Annotated in this window: 13 protein-coding genes and 1 pseudogene; 5 read left to right on the forward strand and 9 right to left on the reverse strand. The window is 68.3% G+C overall.

Annotation, left to right across the window (positions count from 1 at the left end):
- Positions 1-87: 87 nt before the first annotated feature.
- The 7 genes from ACQ7HM_RS05035 to ACQ7HM_RS05065 form a co-directional block, all read right to left on the reverse strand.
- Positions 88-1,554, reverse strand: coding sequence for a glutamate synthase subunit beta (locus ACQ7HM_RS05035; RefSeq protein WP_434215121.1), 1,467 nt, complete (start codon positions 1,552-1,554; stop codon positions 88-90).
- Positions 1,547-6,145, reverse strand: a complete 4,599-nt coding sequence (gene gltB, locus ACQ7HM_RS05040) for a glutamate synthase large subunit (RefSeq protein WP_434215122.1) — start codon at positions 6,143-6,145, stop codon at positions 1,547-1,549. The genes ACQ7HM_RS05035 and gltB overlap by 8 nt, the downstream gene beginning before the upstream one ends.
- A 301-nt stretch (positions 6,146-6,446) precedes the next feature.
- Complete coding sequence (locus ACQ7HM_RS05045) at positions 6,447-8,396, reverse strand: EAL domain-containing protein (RefSeq protein WP_434215123.1); 1,950 nt, start codon at positions 8,394-8,396, stop codon at positions 6,447-6,449.
- A 106-nt stretch (positions 8,397-8,502) separates the two neighbouring features.
- Positions 8,503-9,117 (reverse strand): response regulator, encoded by a 615-nt coding sequence (locus ACQ7HM_RS05050; protein WP_434215124.1) that lies wholly within the window; start codon positions 9,115-9,117, stop codon positions 8,503-8,505.
- A complete protein-coding gene (locus ACQ7HM_RS05055) occupies positions 9,114-10,268 on the reverse strand; it encodes a sensor histidine kinase (RefSeq protein ID WP_434215125.1) in 1,155 nt (384 codons plus the stop codon). Before ACQ7HM_RS05055 ends, ACQ7HM_RS05050 begins: the two co-directional genes overlap by 4 nt.
- 26 nt (positions 10,269-10,294) lie before the next feature.
- Positions 10,295-11,098 (reverse strand): ABC transporter permease, encoded by an 804-nt coding sequence (locus ACQ7HM_RS05060; RefSeq protein ID WP_434215126.1) that lies wholly within the window; start codon positions 11,096-11,098, stop codon positions 10,295-10,297.
- Positions 11,095-12,015, reverse strand: coding sequence for an ABC transporter ATP-binding protein (locus ACQ7HM_RS05065; protein WP_434215127.1), 921 nt, complete (start codon positions 12,013-12,015; stop codon positions 11,095-11,097). Before ACQ7HM_RS05065 ends, ACQ7HM_RS05060 begins: the two co-directional genes overlap by 4 nt.
- A 92-nt stretch (positions 12,016-12,107) precedes the next feature.
- On the opposite strand from ACQ7HM_RS05065, the gene ACQ7HM_RS05070 reads away from it, so the two are divergent.
- On the forward strand, positions 12,108-13,133 hold the full coding sequence (locus ACQ7HM_RS05070) for an alpha/beta hydrolase (RefSeq protein WP_434215128.1): 1,026 nt from the start codon (positions 12,108-12,110) through the stop codon (positions 13,131-13,133).
- On the opposite strand, the gene ACQ7HM_RS05075 is transcribed toward ACQ7HM_RS05070, so the two are convergent.
- Positions 13,117-13,605, reverse strand: a complete 489-nt coding sequence (locus tag ACQ7HM_RS05075) for a hypothetical protein (RefSeq protein ID WP_434215129.1) — start codon at positions 13,603-13,605, stop codon at positions 13,117-13,119. The two genes, ACQ7HM_RS05070 and ACQ7HM_RS05075, sit on opposite strands and share 17 nt — an antisense overlap.
- Positions 13,606-13,647: 42 nt before the next feature.
- Positions 13,648-14,196 (reverse strand): hypothetical protein, encoded by a 549-nt coding sequence (locus ACQ7HM_RS05080; RefSeq protein WP_434215130.1) that lies wholly within the window; start codon positions 14,194-14,196, stop codon positions 13,648-13,650.
- Between the two features lie 171 nt (positions 14,197-14,367).
- Between ACQ7HM_RS05080 and ACQ7HM_RS05085 the strand changes: the two genes are divergently transcribed.
- The 4 genes and pseudogenes from ACQ7HM_RS05085 (at position 14,368) to ACQ7HM_RS05100 (ending at position 16,942) form a co-directional block, all read left to right on the forward strand.
- Positions 14,368-15,561, forward strand: a complete 1,194-nt coding sequence (locus ACQ7HM_RS05085) for a sensor histidine kinase (RefSeq protein WP_434215131.1) — start codon at positions 14,368-14,370, stop codon at positions 15,559-15,561.
- Positions 15,558-16,238, forward strand: coding sequence for a response regulator (locus ACQ7HM_RS05090; protein ID WP_434215132.1), 681 nt, complete (start codon positions 15,558-15,560; stop codon positions 16,236-16,238). The genes ACQ7HM_RS05085 and ACQ7HM_RS05090 overlap by 4 nt, the downstream gene beginning before the upstream one ends.
- Positions 16,239-16,323: 85 nt before the next feature.
- Positions 16,324-16,578: pseudogene (locus tag ACQ7HM_RS05095) on the forward strand (WXG100 family type VII secretion target); the annotation flags it as partial.
- Positions 16,579-16,633: 55 nt separating this feature from the next.
- Complete coding sequence (locus tag ACQ7HM_RS05100; RefSeq protein WP_434215133.1) at positions 16,634-16,942, forward strand: WXG100 family type VII secretion target; 309 nt, start codon at positions 16,634-16,636, stop codon at positions 16,940-16,942.
- Positions 16,943-16,944 lie beyond the last annotated feature (2 nt).

Genomic DNA, 16,944 nt, shown 5'->3' on the forward strand with positions numbered 1-16,944 from the left:
CGGGAACTCATCGGTGCGACATCACCGCGACACACGAACGCCCCCCGTCCCGAGCGGGACGAGGGGCGTTGTGGTGGAACAGAGAACTCAGCGTTGCGGTGCCTGCGTGGGGACGATCGGTGCCGGCAGGAAGGTCTCCTGCGTGAGGTAGCGATCGGCGCCGGCGGCCGCGGAACGACCCTCGGCGATGGCCCACACGATGAGCGACTGGCCGCGGCCGGCGTCACCGGCGACGAAGACACCGGGCACGGTCGACTGGAAGTCGTCGTCGCGCACCACATTTCCGCGGCCGTTGTACTCGACGCCGAGCTTGTCGAGGAAGTCCTCGCGCTCGGGTCCGACGAAGCCCATCGCCAGCAGCACGAGGTCACATTCGAGCTCGAAATCCGAGCCCTCGACCTTCTCGAACTTGCCGTCCTTCATCACGACCTCGTGGGCCGAGAGGGAGGTGACCTTGCCGTTCTCGCCGGTGAACTGCTCGGTGTTGACCGAGAACACGCGCTCGCCGCCCTCCTCGTGGGCCGAGGACACGCGGTACATCAGCGGGTACGTCGGCCACGGGGTGCTCTCGGCGCGCTCCTCGGGCGGGCGCGGCATGATCTCGAACTGGTGCACGATCTCGGCACCCTGGCGCAGCGAGGTACCGAGGCAGTCGGCGCCGGTGTCGCCGCCACCGATGATGACGACCTTCTTGCCCTTCGCGGTGATGGGCGGCTGACCGTCCTCACCGACGACGTCGTCGCCGAGCTGCACCTTGTTGGCCCACGGCAGGAACTCCATGGCCTGGTAGATGCCCTCGAGCTCGCGACCGGGGATCGGCAGGTCACGCCAGCTGGTGGCGCCGTTGGCGAGCACGACCGCGTCGTACGACGACCGCAGGTCCTCGACCGACAGGTCGACACCCACGTTGACACCGGTGCGGAACGTGGTGCCCTCGGCCTCCATCTGCTCGACGCGGCGGTCGATGTGCCGCTTCTCCATCTTGAACTCGGGGATGCCGTAGCGGAGCAGTCCGCCGATGCGATCGGCACGCTCGAGCACCGTGACGGTGTGGCCGGCACGCGTGAGCTGCTGCGCCGCAGCGAGTCCCGCGGGACCCGAACCGACGACGGCGACCGTCTTGCCGGTCTCCTTGGTCGGCATGACGGGCTTGACCCACCCGTTGTCGAAGGCGTTGTTGATCAACTCCACTTCGACCTGCTTGATCGTGACGGCGGGCTGGTTGATACCCAGCACGCACGAGGCCTCACACGGGGCGGGGCACAACCGACCGGTGAACTCCGGGAAGTTGTTGGTGGCGTGCAGACGGTCGATGCCGTCCTCCCACTGCCCCTTGTAGACCAGGTCGTTCCACTCCGGGATCAGGTTGCCCAGCGGGCAGCCGTTGTGGCAGAACGGGATACCGCAGTCCATGCACCGGCTGGCCTGGCGCTGCAGCGTCTCGTGGTCGTGTTCGGCGTAGACCTCTTTCCAGTCCATCAGCCGCAGATCCACGGGCCGACGTGCCGGGAGCTCCCGCTCGGTGTACTTGATGAAACCCTTTTGATCACCCACGAGCTGCCTCCATGATCGCCTCGTCCACGTCACGCCCTGCCTTCTCGGCATCGGCGATGGCCGCGAGAACTCGCTTGTAGTCCCGCGGCATCACCTTCGTGAACTTGCCCTGCGTGTTGTCCCAGTCGGCCAGAATGGCTGCGGCCACCGGGGAATCGGTCTCGCTGCGGTGCTTCTCGATGATCCCGTGGAGGAACTCCACGTCCTCGTCCTCGAGTGCCTCGGGCTCCACGAGCTCGGTGTTGAGGTTGTCGGGGAGCTTGCCGAACGGGTCGTAGACGTACGCGACACCACCGGACATGCCGGCCGCGAAGTTGCGTCCGGTGTCGCCGAGCACGACGACCCGTCCACCGGTCATGTACTCGCAACCGTGGTCACCGACGCCCTCGACCACCGCGACGGCACCGGAGTTTCGGACGCAGAACCGCTCGCCCACCACACCGCGCAGCAGGATCTCGCCGCCGGTGGCGCCGAATCCGATCACGTTGCCCGCGATGATGTTCTCCTCGGCGACAAAGCTCTCCGGCGCGACCTTCGAGGGATGCACCACGATGCGTCCACCCGAGAGGCCCTTGCCGACGAAGTCGTTCGCGTCGCCCTCGAGCCGCAGCGTGATTCCCTTAGGCAGGAACGCACCGAAACTGTTGCCCGCCGACCCGGTGAAGTCGATGATCACCGTGCCCTCGGGGAGTCCGGTGGCACCGTAGACCTTCGTCACCTCGTGGCCGAGCATGGTGCCGACCGTGCGGTTGACGTTCGAGATCTCCGAGGTGAACGAGACACGCTCACCCTTGTCGATCGCCGGACGGCTCTGCGCGATGAGCTGCTGATCGAGCGCCTTGTCGAGCGCGTGATCCTGGCTCCCCGAGCAGTACAGATCCTGGTTCATGAACGGCGAGTCGGCCTCGGCCAGGATCGGCGAGAGGTCGAGCTTGCCGGCCTTCGCGCCCTTCCAGTGCGCGAGCGCCTTGGTGGTGTCGAGGGCCTTGACCTGCCCGACCGCCTCCTGCAGGGTGCGGAAGCCCAGGCGTGCCAACAGTTCCCGCACCTCCTCGGCGATGAACATGAAGAAGTTCTCGACGAACTCGGGCTTGCCGGTGAACCGCTGACGCAGCAGCGGGTTCTGCGTCGCGACACCCACGGGGCAGGTGTCGAGGTGGCAGACACGCATCATGATGCAGCCCGACACCACCAGCGGCGCGGTGGCGAAACCGAACTCCTCGCCGCCGAGCAATGCGGCCACGACCACGTCACGACCGGTCTTGAGCTGACCGTCCACCTGGACCACGATGCGATCGCGGAGTCCGTTGAGCAGCAACGTCTGCTGGGTCTCGGCGAGGCCGAGCTCCCAGGGTGCGCCGGCGTGCTTCTCCGACGTCAACGGGGTGGCACCGGTGCCGCCGTCGTGACCGGAGATGAGGACCACGTCGGCGTGTGCCTTCGAGACACCCGCGGCGACGGTACCGACACCGACCTCCGACACCAGCTTCACGTGGATACGTGCGGCCGGGTTCGCGTTCTTCAGGTCGTGGATCAGCTGGGCGAGATCCTCGATCGAGTAGATGTCGTGGTGGGGCGGCGGCGAGATGAGACCCACACCGGGAGTGGAGCCACGGACCTCGGCGACCCACGGGTACACCTTGTGCGGGGGCAGCTGGCCGCCCTCACCGGGCTTGGCACCCTGCGCCATCTTGATCTGGATGTCGGTGCAGTTCGTCAGGTAGTGCGACGTGACACCGAAACGTCCCGACGCGACCTGCTTGATCGCACTGCGTCGCCAGTCGCCGTTCTCGTCGCGATCGAAGCGGTCGACGCTCTCGCCGCCCTCACCCGAGTTCGAACGACCACCGAGGCGGTTCATGGCGATGGCCAGCGTCTCGTGGGCTTCCCCGGAGATGGAGCCGTAGCTCATCGCGCCGGTCGAGAAGCGCTTGACGATCTCGCTCGCCGGCTCCACCTTGTCGATCGGGATGGGGTCGCGGTCACCGAAGTTGAAGTCGAACAGGCCACGCAGAGAAGCGATCTTGCGCGACTGGTCGTCGACGAGCTTCGTGTACTCCTTGAACACCGAGTACTGGCCGGTGCGGGTGGAGTGCTGCAGCTTGAACACCGTGTCCGGGTTGAACAGGTGATACTCGCCCTCACGACGCCACTGGTACTCGCCACCGACCTCGAGCTCGCGGTGGGCGCGCTCCTCGGGGCGGGCCTCGAACGCCAGTGCGTGCCGTGCCGCCACGTCGGCGGCGATCTGGTCGAGACCGACACCGTCGAGATGGCTGAGCAGTCCGGTGAAGTACTCGTCGACCGTGTCCTGGCCGATACCGATCACCTGGAACAGCTGCGCACCGGTGTACGAGGCGAGGGTGGAGATACCCATCTTGCTCATCACCTTGAGCACACCCTTGCCGGCGGCCTTGACGTAATTGGCCTGCGCGGTGGCGAAGTCGAGGGGTTCGCCCTTGGCGTCCTTCAGCACACCCCGCTCGACCATGTCCTCGATCGACTCGAGCGCCATGTACGGGTTGATCGCCGCGGCACCGAATCCGACGAGGCACGCCATGTGGTGCACCTCGCGGGCGTCACCGGCCTCCACGAGCAGACCGACCTGGGTGCGGGTCTTCTCACGCACGAGATGGTGGTGCACCGCCGAGGTCAGCAGCAACGACGGGATCGGGGCGAGCTTCTCGTCGGACTCCCTGTCGGACAACACGATCAGACGCACACCGTCGGCGATCGCCTCGGACACCTGCCGGCGCACGTCCTCGAGCGCCTGCCGCAGTCCCTCGCCGCCCTCGGCGACGGGGTACAGACCGCGGATCTGCACGCTGCGGAAGTCGGGGTAGTTGCCGTCGTCGTTGATGCGGACGAGCTTGGCCAGCGCGTCGTTGTCGAGGATGGGCTGGGGCAGCGCGATCTGACGGCACGAATCGGCCGTCGGGTTGAGCAGGTCACCCTCCTTGCCGATGGTCACACCGATGCTGGTGACGACCTCCTCGCGGATGGCGTCGAGCGGCGGGTTGGTGACCTGGGCGAAGCGCTGCTGGAAGTAGTCGAACAGCGTCCGCGGGCGCAGTGACAACACGGCGATGGGGGTGTCGGTACCCATCGAGCCGATCGCCTCGGCACCGCTGGCCGCCATCGGTGTGACCAGGAGGCTGAGTTCCTCACTGGTGTAGCCGAACACCTGCTGGCGCAGGCGCACCCGATCGTGCGGCATGTGGGTGTGCGGACGGTTCGGGAGGTCACCGAGCCGCAGGAAGCCCTTGTCGAGCCACTCCTGGTACGGATGCAGCGACGCGAGCTCGTCCTTGATCTCGGCGTCGTCGACGATGCGACCCTGATCGGTGTCGACCAGGAACATGCGACCGGGCTGCAGACGCAGCTTCTGCACCACGTCGGCGGGATCGATGTCGAGGACGCCGACCTCCGACGCCATCACGACCAGTCCGTCCTTGGTGACCCAGATCCGGCTGGGGCGCAGACCGTTACGGTCGAGCACCGCACCGATGACCGTGCCGTCGGTGAAGCAGACCGAGGCCGGACCGTCCCAGGCCTCCATCAGGGTGGAGTGGTACTCGTAGAACGCCCGGTGCTCGGGCTTCATGCTCTCGTGACGCTCCCAGGCCTCGGGGATCATCATCAGCACCGAGTGCGGCAGCGAACGGCCACCGAGGTGCAGGAGCTCGAGCACCTCGTCGAAACGCGCTGTGTCCGAGGCGCCCTCGGTGCACACGGGGAAGATCTTCTCGGCCACCGAGTCGCCGAAGACGCTGGTGTCGATCAGCGCCTCGCGGGCGCGCATCCAGTTCTCGTTACCGGTGACGGTGTTGATCTCACCGTTGTGGGCGATGCGGCGGAACGGGTGCGCCAGCGGCCACGACGGGAACGTGTTGGTGGAGAAACGCGAGTGGACAAGGCCCAGAGCGCTTTCCACACGATCGTCCTGCAGGTCGAGGTAGAAGCCCCGCAGCTGCGGAGTGGTCAGCATGCCCTTGTAGACGAAGGTGCGACCCGACAGGCTCGGGAAGTAGACGGTCTCGCGACCGGGTCCGTCCTGGCCGGCGCCCTTGCTGCCGAGTTCGGTCTCGACGCGCTTGCGCACCACGAAGGCGCGCCGCTCGAGCTCATCGCCCGAGGCGCCGCCGACGAAGATCTGACGGAAGGTCGGCATCGCGTCGCGGGCGAGCGCACCCAGGGAGGTGTCGTCGGTGGGGACCTCGCGCCATCCCAGGACGGTGAGGCCCTCGGACTCGGTGATCTTCTCGACCGACTCGCACGCGGTACGGGCGTCGCCCGAACCCTGCGGGAGGAAGGCCATACCGGTCGCGTACTCACCCTCGGCGGGGAGTTCGAAATCGGTGACCGCACGCAGGAACGCGTCGGGGACCTGGATCATGATGCCCGCGCCGTCGCCGGTGTTCGGCTCGGCACCCGCTGCACCGCGGTGTTCGAGGTTGACCAACGCCGTGATCGCCTTGTCGACGATGTCGCGCGAACGACGACCGTGCATGTCGACCACGAAGGCGACGCCGCACGAGTCGTGCTCGTTGACCGGGTGGTAAAGGCCCTGAGGGCCGGGTGCCTGCTTCATTGTTGTTCGCCCTTACATCGCGTAACGCGAGAACGCCTCACTGCTTCCCAGATTACGGCACCACCGCTCGGCAAACCCTTATGAGGACAACCTAATCACGGCTCTGACCAGCGCATACACCCCGGCCCATGGTATCCGCACCTAACGTTGCAGCCCCATTGCTTCAACGGTGCACGCCAGTCCGTCACCGGACGTGGCGTCGTCGACCCCGGCAAGGGGTCGCCCTGCACGTGATCATCGGACAATTTTCTCACGGAAGGCGGCTACCACAGAAATCGCACCCACCTCCTGACCTCGGAGGTCATGTCGCCGGGGTCCCCGGCGATCCGCTCGCCGCGACCGACGCGACCGAGCGCCCCTCGCGGACGGCTCGGTCGAAGACCTCGCGCACACGACCCATGCGACCGGCGTCGGGTTCGGCGAGACCGCTCGGCGACGACTCCGGTCCGCCGACCGCGTCGTCGATCGCCGCCGCCAGCAGACCCCGCGGGATGGGCGTCGGTGCGTCTCTCGATGTCAACGCGCGCAGCATGATCCAGTACTGCTGGGCGTGCCGCGCCAGCTCGTGGGCCACCTCGATCGCATCGGTGTCGAGGGCGTTGGGGTCCTGGGCGTAGAACGTGATGAAGCCCGAGGTGTCGAGGCCGGTGAACAGACGGAACGACAGCACCGTCCCGATGGGGGCCGCGGAGTTGATCACGCGGCTGTACTTTGGCCAGCGTCGGTCGGAGGCCAGGTCGGAGATGTGGATCACCGTGTCGTCGTCGCTCGGTTCGAGGCTGGGCCCCACCCCGTAGAGCTGCTGCAGCTGATCGAGCAGCACCGGGTACTGGTCGTTGGCCGCGATGGTGGTGAGGCCCTGGTCCCGCGACACCAGCGACAGCCCCACGCTGTCGGCTCCGGCGACGGCCCGAGCCGCGGTGTGCGCGAGCTCCGACAGCAGACTGCGGTGGTCGCGCGAGGTGGAGTGGGCGGCGATGCGGTGGCCCTGCGCGACGTCGGTCGTCGGGAGCGGCGCGAGACGACGCAGCAGGGCGCGGGCGATCCCGGCCACCTCGCGGTCGTCGTGGGTGATGGCCCACTCGTAGCGGCGATCGCCGACAGGTCCGGTGTCGCCGAGGTTGCGGGCGACCACCGCGGTGGATCCGTCGGGGTCGACGACCGCCAGCGCGACGTGTTCACGCAGCGGTTGGATGTGGGCGCCGCGGACGCCCTCGGGGAGGGCGGTGCCGGCGCCGACCACCCCGACGAGCGTGTTCGATCCCGCCAGCTCGGCGAAACGACCGGCCGCCGCAGCGGTGAACAGCTCCGGGAGGTGGATCGAGAGCAGGATCAGCCCGATGGTGCCGTCACGGGCGGCGGCCTCCTCGAAACCCGAACCGAGGGCGGCGATCTGACGCAGCGGCGACGTCCTGGTCGGCAGCCGTCGCAACAGGTCGGCCGGGACCGAGGGGATCACCGACGGCGCCTCGGGCTCGATGGCCAGGACGCTCGATCCGCCGGCGGCGTCGAGGATGTCGGCGGTGATCTCCAGCGGACCGGGCGTGCCGAGGTGATAGCCCTGCACCAGGGTCGCACCGAGTGCGCGGGCACGATCGACGTCGGCCTCGGATTCGATTCCCTCGCACAGGATCCGGCAGTCACTGTCGCTCACGTGATCCCAGACCGCGCGTAGGGTGCGACGTTGTTCGGAGCCGAGATCGGAGCCCAGCATCACCCGGTCCAGCTTGATGATGTCGGGGCGGATGACCGAGAGCATCGCCACCGAGTCGGGGTTGACGCCCACATCGTCGAGCGCGACGAGGCACGACCGTTCCCGCGCCCAGTCGGCCGCCCACAACACCGATCGCGGATCGGTGAGCAGGGCCCGCTCGGTCAGCTCGATCACGGTGGGGACGATGCCCACGGCCTCGGAGACCTGCCGCGGGTCGACACGCCACGGCGGGGGCGTACCGAGCACACTGGGTTCGAGGTTGAGGAACAAATGCAGCGGGCCGCGCACTCCCCCACGCAGGGCACCGACCATGGCGGCGCGACGGCACTCCCAGTCGAGATCGCCCAGGACACCGATGTCGCGCGCGGCGGCGAACATCTCGGTGGGTCCGAGCTCCGGGGACCGCGGGAACCGCGCGAGCGCCTCGTATCCCACCACGACACGGGTCTGCAGATCGAGGATCGGTTGGTACACCGACCGCACCCGACCCGACGGACCGAGCAGGTCGTCGAGAGATCGCGCGGCATCGATCGACATCGTCTCCCCCCAGTCGAGGCAGCTCTTTTACCCCGCTCGGCTCCGGAAAGGGTAGCCCGACAGTCCCCGCGCGGGCCGATGAACCGTGATGTGGGAGAACGCGGGGCTACAGCCAGCCGCGGCGCCGGGCGGTGGCGGCGGCCTCTCCGCGGGTCGATGCGCCGGTCTTGCCGATGGCACTCGACAGGTAGTTGCGCACCGTGCCCTGCGTGAGGTGCACCTGACCGGCGATCATCGCCACCGTGGCGCCGTCGAGCGCGGCCCGCAACACATCACGTTCACGGGCGGTGAGCGGACTGTCACCGTCGGTGAGACTCTCGGTGGCCAGCGTCGGGTCGATCACCCGCAGGCCTGCATGAACGCGTCGTACCGCATCGGCGAGTTCGCCTGCAGGCGTGTCCTTCACGACGAAACCCGACGCACCGGCCTCGACCGCGCGACGGAGGTACCCGGGACGACCGAACGTCGTGACGATCAACGAACGGGTCTGTGGCAGTTCGGCCTTGATGCGCGCGGCGGCCTCGATTCCGTCGGCGCCGGGCATCTCGATGTCGAGCAGGCACACGTCGACATCGGCCGCGCGCGCGGCGTCGACCACCTCGTCACCCCGGCCCACCTGCGCCACCACGGAGATGTCCTGCTCCAGGTCGAGCAGCGCCGCGAGGGCACCGCGCACCAGCGCCTGATCGTCGGCGAGGAGGAGCCGGATCGGTGCGCTCACGCGAGGACCACCTCGACGGCGGTCCCCTGGGGGGTCGCGCGCACATGCAGGTCGCCGCCGGCGGCCTCGACCCGTTCGGTGAGTCCCCGCAGACCGTTGCCGAAGGCGTGGTCGGGGATCCCGCAGCCGTCGTCGGTCACCTCGAGGCGGTCGTCGGCGACCGAGACACTGCACCGGGCCGCGCCGCTGTGGCGCACCACGTTGGTGACCGACTCCCGCAGCACCCAGGCGAACAGCGCCGAGCGCGAGGGGGCGAGGTCGGCGGGCGCCTGGGGTAGATCGGCGACGATGTCGGCGGCGGTCAACGCGGTGCGCGCGGCGGCCAGTTCGGTGCGCAGGTCGGGTGTGCGCAGTCCGCCGACGGTGGCCCGCACCTCGGCCAACGCCTGCCGCGACATCGAGTGCAGCTCGGCCAGTTCCGCTTTCGCCCGCTCGGGGTCGATGTCGACGAGGCGACCGGCCAACTCCGATTTCAGGGTCATCACGGTCAGCGAGTGCCCGAGGATGTCGTGCACGTCGCGCGCGACACGTTCACGTTCGGCGACCACGGCGAGTTGCTCGTCGAGCTCGCGACGCGCGGTTTCGGCGGCGTCTCGTTCCCGTTCGCGCAGTTGCAGATTGCGGGCCGCGATCATCGCGCCGCCCGAGACGACGAGCGCGATGACGGTTCCCGGGTCGAAGTCCCAGCCGGGGATGAACTCCGGTCCGACGACGGCGAGGCCGATCACGATACCGGTGGCCACGAACCCGAACCGTTGCGACAACCCGAACACGGTGATGGCGATGAGGAAGGGGCCGAAGGCCAGACTGCCGTTGGCGAGGATGGGCTCCGTCGCCACCGCGATCGCGGCGAGTGCGACGAAGTACCGCAGCGCGAGCCCGGGGTCGGGGCTGTCGTGGCGCATCGGGATGACGTGGACGCAGGCCAGGACGTAGGTCACGGCGAAGGCGGCGATGAGGGCCATCCCGATCGCGGTACGGGTCGCGGTCTCGTCGGCGGCGAGCAGCGAGCCGATCGGATAGCCGAGGAAGATCAGCCAGATCGCCGGGAACGCCCACCGCAGATCGTCGCGCCCGAGTCCGCGGATCCGCCGCACGACCCCACCGCGCCGGGGCGCGGTGGGGTCGGTCTGTGGGGAGGCGGTGCTCACGGCGTCGACTCTAGGCTCGACCGATGTCATGGGCGATCGGTGCTGCGGTTGTGGAACCAGACGGCTGCAGCGGTGAAGATCGACGCCCACACCACGATGTTGAGCAGGCTGATCCACAGCGCGATGTGGTCGCCGTAGACGGTGTCGCCCCCGGTCATCGGGTAGTTCGCCAATGTGTTGATCCCGAACATCGGGGTGAACATCGAGAAGGTCAACATCGCCCCCTGGAGCGGTACGAACAGATTGCCCGCGAAGGCCAGCAGGGTGAGGACGCCACCGCTGACCTGCATGGCGGCCTCCGATTTGAGGGCACTGCCCATCGCCATCCCGAACGCGGCGAACACCGACGCACCGATCCACCCCAGCAGCACCGAGCCGACCCAGATGGCGACGGGCGCACGCGCTCCGGTGAACACACCGACGATCGACAGCAGGATGAGCGGCAGGGCCGCCATCGTGAGGGCGACGAGCGCCTTGGTGACGACATACCCCAACGACGTCAGCGGAGTGAGGCGGAGCGTCCGCGTCCACCCGGCCTGCTGTTCCAGCGCCACCGACGCGGCGTTGGTCGTGGTGGCGAGGATCGCGCCGTAGACAGCCATGTGCACCATCACGTAGGCCGCGGTGTTGGCGTGGCCGATGCGGTCGTCGCCGCCGTACTTCTGTGTCGCGCCGAAGACGATGTAGAGCAGCGTCGGCATGGCGAGGGTGAAGATCATCGCCCGCCGGTTCCGCAGCACGCGGCGGACATCGAGTCGGACATAGGTGGGTGAGAATCCGCGCAGCGGGCCGCCGGCGGTGGTGGGGGCGGTCGGGGTGAAGGTGCTCATCTGATCTTCTCCGGGGTGTTCTGGGCGGTGAGGGCGACGAAGGCGTCTTCGAGGTCGTGGGCGACGATCTCCAGGTCGTGGGCGTCGGTGGCGGTGAAGAGGAAGCGCGCGACAGCGTCGGAGTCGCTGGTGGACAGGTGGATTCGGCCACCTCGGACCTCGCTGGATGTCACGGCGGGGGCGTTGTCGGTGATCCAGCCGATCCGCGCCGGGTCGACGACGGCCGAGACCACCCGGCCCGAGGACTGCGCACGGATGGCCGCGGTGGAGCCGTCGGCGACGACCCTGCCGCCCGCGATCATCACGATGCGGTCGGCGAAGTCGTCGGCCTCCTCGAGGTAGTGCGTGGCGAACAGGACCGTGCGGCCCTGGCCGGCGTCGGCGCGCATCGTCGCCCAGAACGCCCGCCGGGACTCGACGTCCATCCCCGCGGTCGGCTCGTCGAGCACGATGAGGTCGGGGTCGGGGAGCAGCGCGAGGGCGAATTTCAGACGTTGCTGCTCGCCGCCGGAGCATTTCGACACCTTGCGGCCGGCGATGTCGGTGATCGACGCCCGGTCCATCACCTCGTCGACATCGCTCACGCCGAAGGTCGAGGCGACGATGCGGACGGTCTCGGCGACGGTGAAATCGGGCAGCAGGCCACCGGTCTGGGTCACCGCGGCGATCCGCCCCGACGCCGTTGCGGCGTCGGGCGAGGTGCCGAAGAGCTCGACCGTGCCCGAGTCGGGCCGCGTGAGGCCGAGGATCATGTCGAGGGTCGTGGTCTTGCCTGCGCCGTTGGGGCCCAGGAAGGCGACGACCTCGCCCTGGCGGATGGACAGATCGACACCGTTGACGGCGCGCACGGTCTGCGACCGTGACCCGCCGAAGGACTTCGTGAGTCCCTCGGTGTGGAGAGCGAGTGGGATGTTCATGCCGATGACGATGCCGCCGTCGGGTGTCGTGCACCCGGATCGGATGTCACGGATCTCGAATGACAGATGTCATCTCCGGTTATCGTCGGTTGATGGTCGCGTCCCACGACATCGGTGATCCCGCAGAGCCCTGGCACACGCCCCGCGGCTCGCGGCGGTCCCGCTCCCTGAACTCGTCGATGCAGCGCACGTTGCCCGCGTTGGTGTCGGGTTTCGGCCTGCGGTCGGCAGACGCGGTGAACTCCCCGACCCCGACGATGATCCGGCGGGCACGGCCGGTCGTGAACCGCACGATCGTGGCGTTGAGTCCGGTCCCCCGTGGCACCACGATCAGCCCGGTGCACGAGCGCCGCGGTGTGCGCGGCGAGTGGGTGCACGGACGCGGGGTCGGCCCGAGCGGCACGATCATCTACTACCTGCACGGCAGCGGATTCGTGGTGTGTTCACCGCGCACGCACCGGGGTCTGGTGTCGCGGCTGTCGACGCTCACCGGGATGCCGGCGTTCAGTCTGGACTACCGCCTCGGGCCCGAGTACCGCTTCCCCACCGCCGGTGACGACGCGATCGCCGGATACCGGTGGCTGCTCGACCGCGGGTACTCCCCGAACCAGATCGTGGTCGCCGGCGACTCGGCCGGAGGACACATGGCGCTGGACCTGCTGGCCCACAATCACTCCCACGGGCTCGGTCAGCCGCGGGCGATGGTGCTGTTCTCGCCGTTGTCGGACCCGACCTTCGAGATCTCGCTGGCGCGCCAGCGGGGTGGGCACCGCGACCCGTTGATCGATGCGCGACTGGGCGCCAACGTGATCCGGATGTACCTCGGGGATGTCGCCGCCGACGACCCGCGGTTGCACATCGACCTCACGCCCGACATGGATCTGCCCGCCACCCTCATCCAGGCCGGCTCGCTGGAGGTGATGGCCGACGACGCCCGCGACATCCATCGACGGATCACCGACGCCGGCGGGACGAGCGAACTGCAGATCTGGCCCGATCAGACCCACGTGTTCCAGATGTTCCCCCTGTTCGGACCGGAGGCCGCTCGCGCGGTGCGCGCGGCGGCCTCCTTCGTCTCCGATCAGTTCGATCGGACCCGGGTCACCGGGCCACGGTGACCGCCCGCCCGTCGGTCGTGGCGAGGGGGAGGCCCGCTCGTCGAGCGCGAGCGCTGACCACCAGGTTCTGCACCAGCAGAACCGATCCGAGGTAGAACAGCAGCGTCGATCCGGCCACGCTGCTCGAGGCCGCCAGATCGATCCCGACGTGCGCGGCGATGCCGATCAGCCACAGTCCCGCGGTGAGAACGGTTCCTCGTCCGTAGGCGGTTCCCATGGCGGGATCGCGGTAGATGCGCACCGAGTGGGCCCGGACCACGGCGATGGCGAGTCCCACGACGGTCGAGACGCCCAGGACCACGACGTCGAGTGCGTCGAACGCACTGCCGTCGAGGGACTTCGCGGCCACGAACGCGCCGACCGCGGTGAGGATGATCGCGGTCCTGGGCGACGTGCCGACCGGTGTCGGGCGCATCTGGCGGTAGAGGATGAAGCAGATCACGGCGACGGCGATGACGATGTCGGTGAGCATGGGGGTGCCTTTCGGGTTCGCTGGACGGTGGTCGGGGGTGGATCAGCGGGCAAGGGCGAGATCTGCGGTCGTGGAGGTGCGGAACTCGCTGCGCAGCCGGGCGGCGCGGGCCGAGAGGGCGACGACGCGGCCGACGACCATCACCAGTGCCCAGATGACGAAGAACGGGGCGATGGCGTCACCGGTGAGGTGCAGCGTCATCATGTGTTCGCCGACCCAGGTGCGGAAGGACGCGACGTCGGAGACGGCCCAGACGAATCCGATGCGTGCGGCCATCGCGACGAGCCACACCCCGAGGAAGGCGATCCCGCAGCGGGTCATGACCTTTCCGGTCGAGCGATCGGCCCACATCGCGGTCGAGGCGTAGGCCGGCAGGGCGAACAGCGCGCCGATCGCCGCGCCGATGAGGTACAGGACGATCGAGTTGTGGTCGGTCGGTGCGTCCTTGAGGTAGGCGTAGCCGAAGCCGCCGACGGCCAGGACGGGCATGGCGATCTTGTGGAGCCCGAAATGGCTTGTGCCGTACTGGGTCGCCATCATGAGTGCGAAGATTCCGCCGCTGATCTCGACTGCCTGGCTGAGGTCCGACATGGTGTTCTCCTTCGTTTCCCTGGTCTGGGTGCGACCGGTGTGTCGCTCGAGAACAACTCTGCTGCGGACGGCCGTGAAGCGGATCGACCTGCGAGTGGAGTGACGGGTGGACAAATCTCTCCACCCGCGGGTGGACGCGCCGACGCCACGTCGGTGGCATCGTGAGGACTCATGCGCGCCCCGAAGCTCTCCCGCCTGTCGCCGCCGGTGCCCTCGAGCGGGTTCGTGGGGACCGAGGGGTACGTCGGGACCGGACTGGCAGACACCACGATGATCCGGCTGATGCCGCTGATCAATCTGGCCGTGGTGGTGTGGGCGTGGTTCACCGTGGCACCGCTCGGGTTCTCCGGCGCCGGGCTCTACGGACTGATCCTCATGGTCCTGGGGACGTTCGGGATGTCGCTGCGACTCCTCGACCCCGCGACATTGACCGACCGGGTTCGCTTCGTCGCCACCCTGGGAGCCGGCATCGTCGCCGGATTGTTGTTCGCGTTCGATCCCACCAGCGCGGCCACCGCATTCGCCCCGATCGTCGCCGGGACCGCCGGGTTCCGGTTCTCCGCGATCCCCGCGATCGTGATCGCCGGGGTCACCTCGGCCACGGCGTTCGTCGCCATGGCCGTGAAGTTCGACGGCACCTCGTACTACCCGTTGCTGGTCGGCCTCGCCGTGCTGATCGGCATGACGCGCCGCGATCGCAGCGAGGCCATGCGGCTGGCGCGGGAGAAGGTGGAGCAGACCGACCGCGCCATCGCCTCGGAGAGTCGGGCGCAGGTCCTCGCCGAACGCGCACGGGTGGCGCGGGAGATCCACGACGTGCTCGCCCACTCGCTGTCCGGGGTGAACATGCAGCTCAACCTCGCCGACGCGCTGCTCGAGGATGGCCGGGCCGAGGACGGACGGCAGGCCGTGAGAACCGCGCAGGGCATGGTCGCCGACGGACTCGTCGAGGCACGACGTGCGGTGTACGCCCTGCGCGAGGAGTCGCGTGGTCTCGTCGCGTCGATGGTGTCGCTGGTGACCGGGGATGACGAGACCTTGTCGACCGACGGCGACCCGTGGGAGCCCGCACCCGACGTCGTCGCGCACCTCACCCGGATCGTCGGTGAGGCGCTCACCAACGCGCGTCGCCATGCTTCCGGGGCACCGATCTCGGTGGCGCTCGAGTTCGCACCTGACAGACTGCGCGTGAGTGTGGTCAACGACCGCGCCACGCACGCTGAGGAATTCACCGGAGGATCGGGAATGGGACTGATCGGTATGCGGGAACGTGCCGCGGAGATCGGCGCGTCGCTCACCACCGGGCCGGGCACCGCCGCCGACCCGGATGCGGGCTGGACCGTCACGATCGAGGTGCCCCGATGACCGCCGCCGAGTCCGCGCAGCCCATCCGCGTCGTGATCGCCGACGATCAGGCGACGATCCGGGATGCGCTCGCCGCGATGCTCGACCTCGTGGCCGACCTCTCGATCGTGGGCACCGCGGCCGACGGTTCCGCGCTGGTCGACCTGGTGGTCGAGCACCGGCCCGACGTCGTGCTGACCGACCTGCGCATGCCCGGGATGGACGGCGCCGAGGCCACCCGCATCATCGCCGAATCGTCACCCGATCTGCCTGTGGTGGTGCTCACCACCTTCGACGACGACGAATCGATCTTCCGCGCGCTCGACGCCGGCGCACGTGGCTACCTCACCAAGGACGCGAACCGCCACGAGATCGCCGCCGCCATCCGCGCGGCCGCCGCCGGACAGTCCGTCCTCGATCGCACTGTGCAACAGCGACTTCTCGCCGGCGCGGTACGCTCGGCCGCGTCGCAGCCCGCCCCGGTCGCGAGCACCGAACTCGACACCCTCACCGCGCGGGAGCGAGAAGTGCTGGTGCACATGGCCGACGGGTCCAGCAACCGCGAGATCGCCTCCACGCTCTACGTCAGCGAGTCCACCGTGAAGACCCACATCAACAACGTCTTCGCCAAACTCTCGCTCCGCGACCGCGGCCAGGCCATCGCCTTCGCGCACCGTCACGGGCTGGTGGGTGGCTGACGGTTGGCCACGTAGCGTCCGGCGCTTCGTTTGCCTCATAATCGAGCTCGTACACACGAACGGAAACATCAGACGGGGCTGTGCAATGCATGCGAACACAGAACAGCTGGTGGCGACCGCGAATCACTTGTCGTCCGTGGCCGACCAGATCGACGATCGTCATCGCGTGGCGCGAGACGATGTGGAGACGCTGGTCGGGTCGAAATGGCGAGGTATCGCTCCCGCCACCCACCAGGAGCTGTGGCAGACGTGGGACGACGGCTATGTCCAGGTGGTGGAGGCATTGCGGGATATGGCACGCAAGATCTCCGACGCTGCGGCGCAGTTCACTTCGACTGACGACGAGAGCGCTGCCTCGTTGAACCGGGCGCCGGCACGCTCAACATGGACTTGTCGTGACAGCGAACGCGGGCGGGGCCGACTTCGAGGTTCAGTTACCCGCGCTGCCAGAGGCCGTGGACACGCTGGGGCGCTTTCGCGATTCGTTCACCGACATGATCACCGAGTGCGAGCACAAGGTGATGGCGCTGGGTTCTGACTGGAGTGGCGAGGCTCGGGATGCACAAGTGGCCTTCTTCCGGAAGCTGGCCGAGGGAATGCGAACAGTCGATGAGGGGCTCGCACAGTTCCGCCGCGGGGTAGATGACTCGCACACCCATTACTCGCGGGCGATCTCGACGAACCTGTCCATGTGGCAGGGATGACG

It is taken from the genome of Williamsia sp. MIQD14 (assembly GCF_051025635.1).
Classification (GTDB): Bacteria; Actinomycetota; Actinomycetes; order Mycobacteriales; family Mycobacteriaceae; genus Williamsia_A.

Coding starts and splice junctions, on each gene's coding strand:
- gltB (WP_434215122.1), bottom strand. CDS start 6,145: ATGAAGCAGGCACCCGGCCCTCAGGGCCTTTACCACCCGGTCAACGAG.
- ACQ7HM_RS05045 (WP_434215123.1), bottom strand. CDS start 8,396: ATGTCGATCGATGCCGCGCGATCTCTCGACGACCTGCTCGGTCCGTCG.
- ACQ7HM_RS05060 (WP_434215126.1), bottom strand. CDS start 11,098: ATGAGCACCTTCACCCCGACCGCCCCCACCACCGCCGGCGGCCCGCTG.
- ACQ7HM_RS05065 (WP_434215127.1), bottom strand. CDS start 12,015: ATGAACATCCCACTCGCTCTCCACACCGAGGGACTCACGAAGTCCTTC.
- ACQ7HM_RS05070 (WP_434215128.1), top strand. CDS start 12,108: ATGGTCGCGTCCCACGACATCGGTGATCCCGCAGAGCCCTGGCACACG.
- ACQ7HM_RS05075 (WP_434215129.1), bottom strand. CDS start 13,605: ATGCTCACCGACATCGTCATCGCCGTCGCCGTGATCTGCTTCATCCTC.
- ACQ7HM_RS05080 (WP_434215130.1), bottom strand. CDS start 14,196: ATGTCGGACCTCAGCCAGGCAGTCGAGATCAGCGGCGGAATCTTCGCA.
- ACQ7HM_RS05085 (WP_434215131.1), top strand. CDS start 14,368: ATGCGCGCCCCGAAGCTCTCCCGCCTGTCGCCGCCGGTGCCCTCGAGC.
- ACQ7HM_RS05090 (WP_434215132.1), top strand. CDS start 15,558: ATGACCGCCGCCGAGTCCGCGCAGCCCATCCGCGTCGTGATCGCCGAC.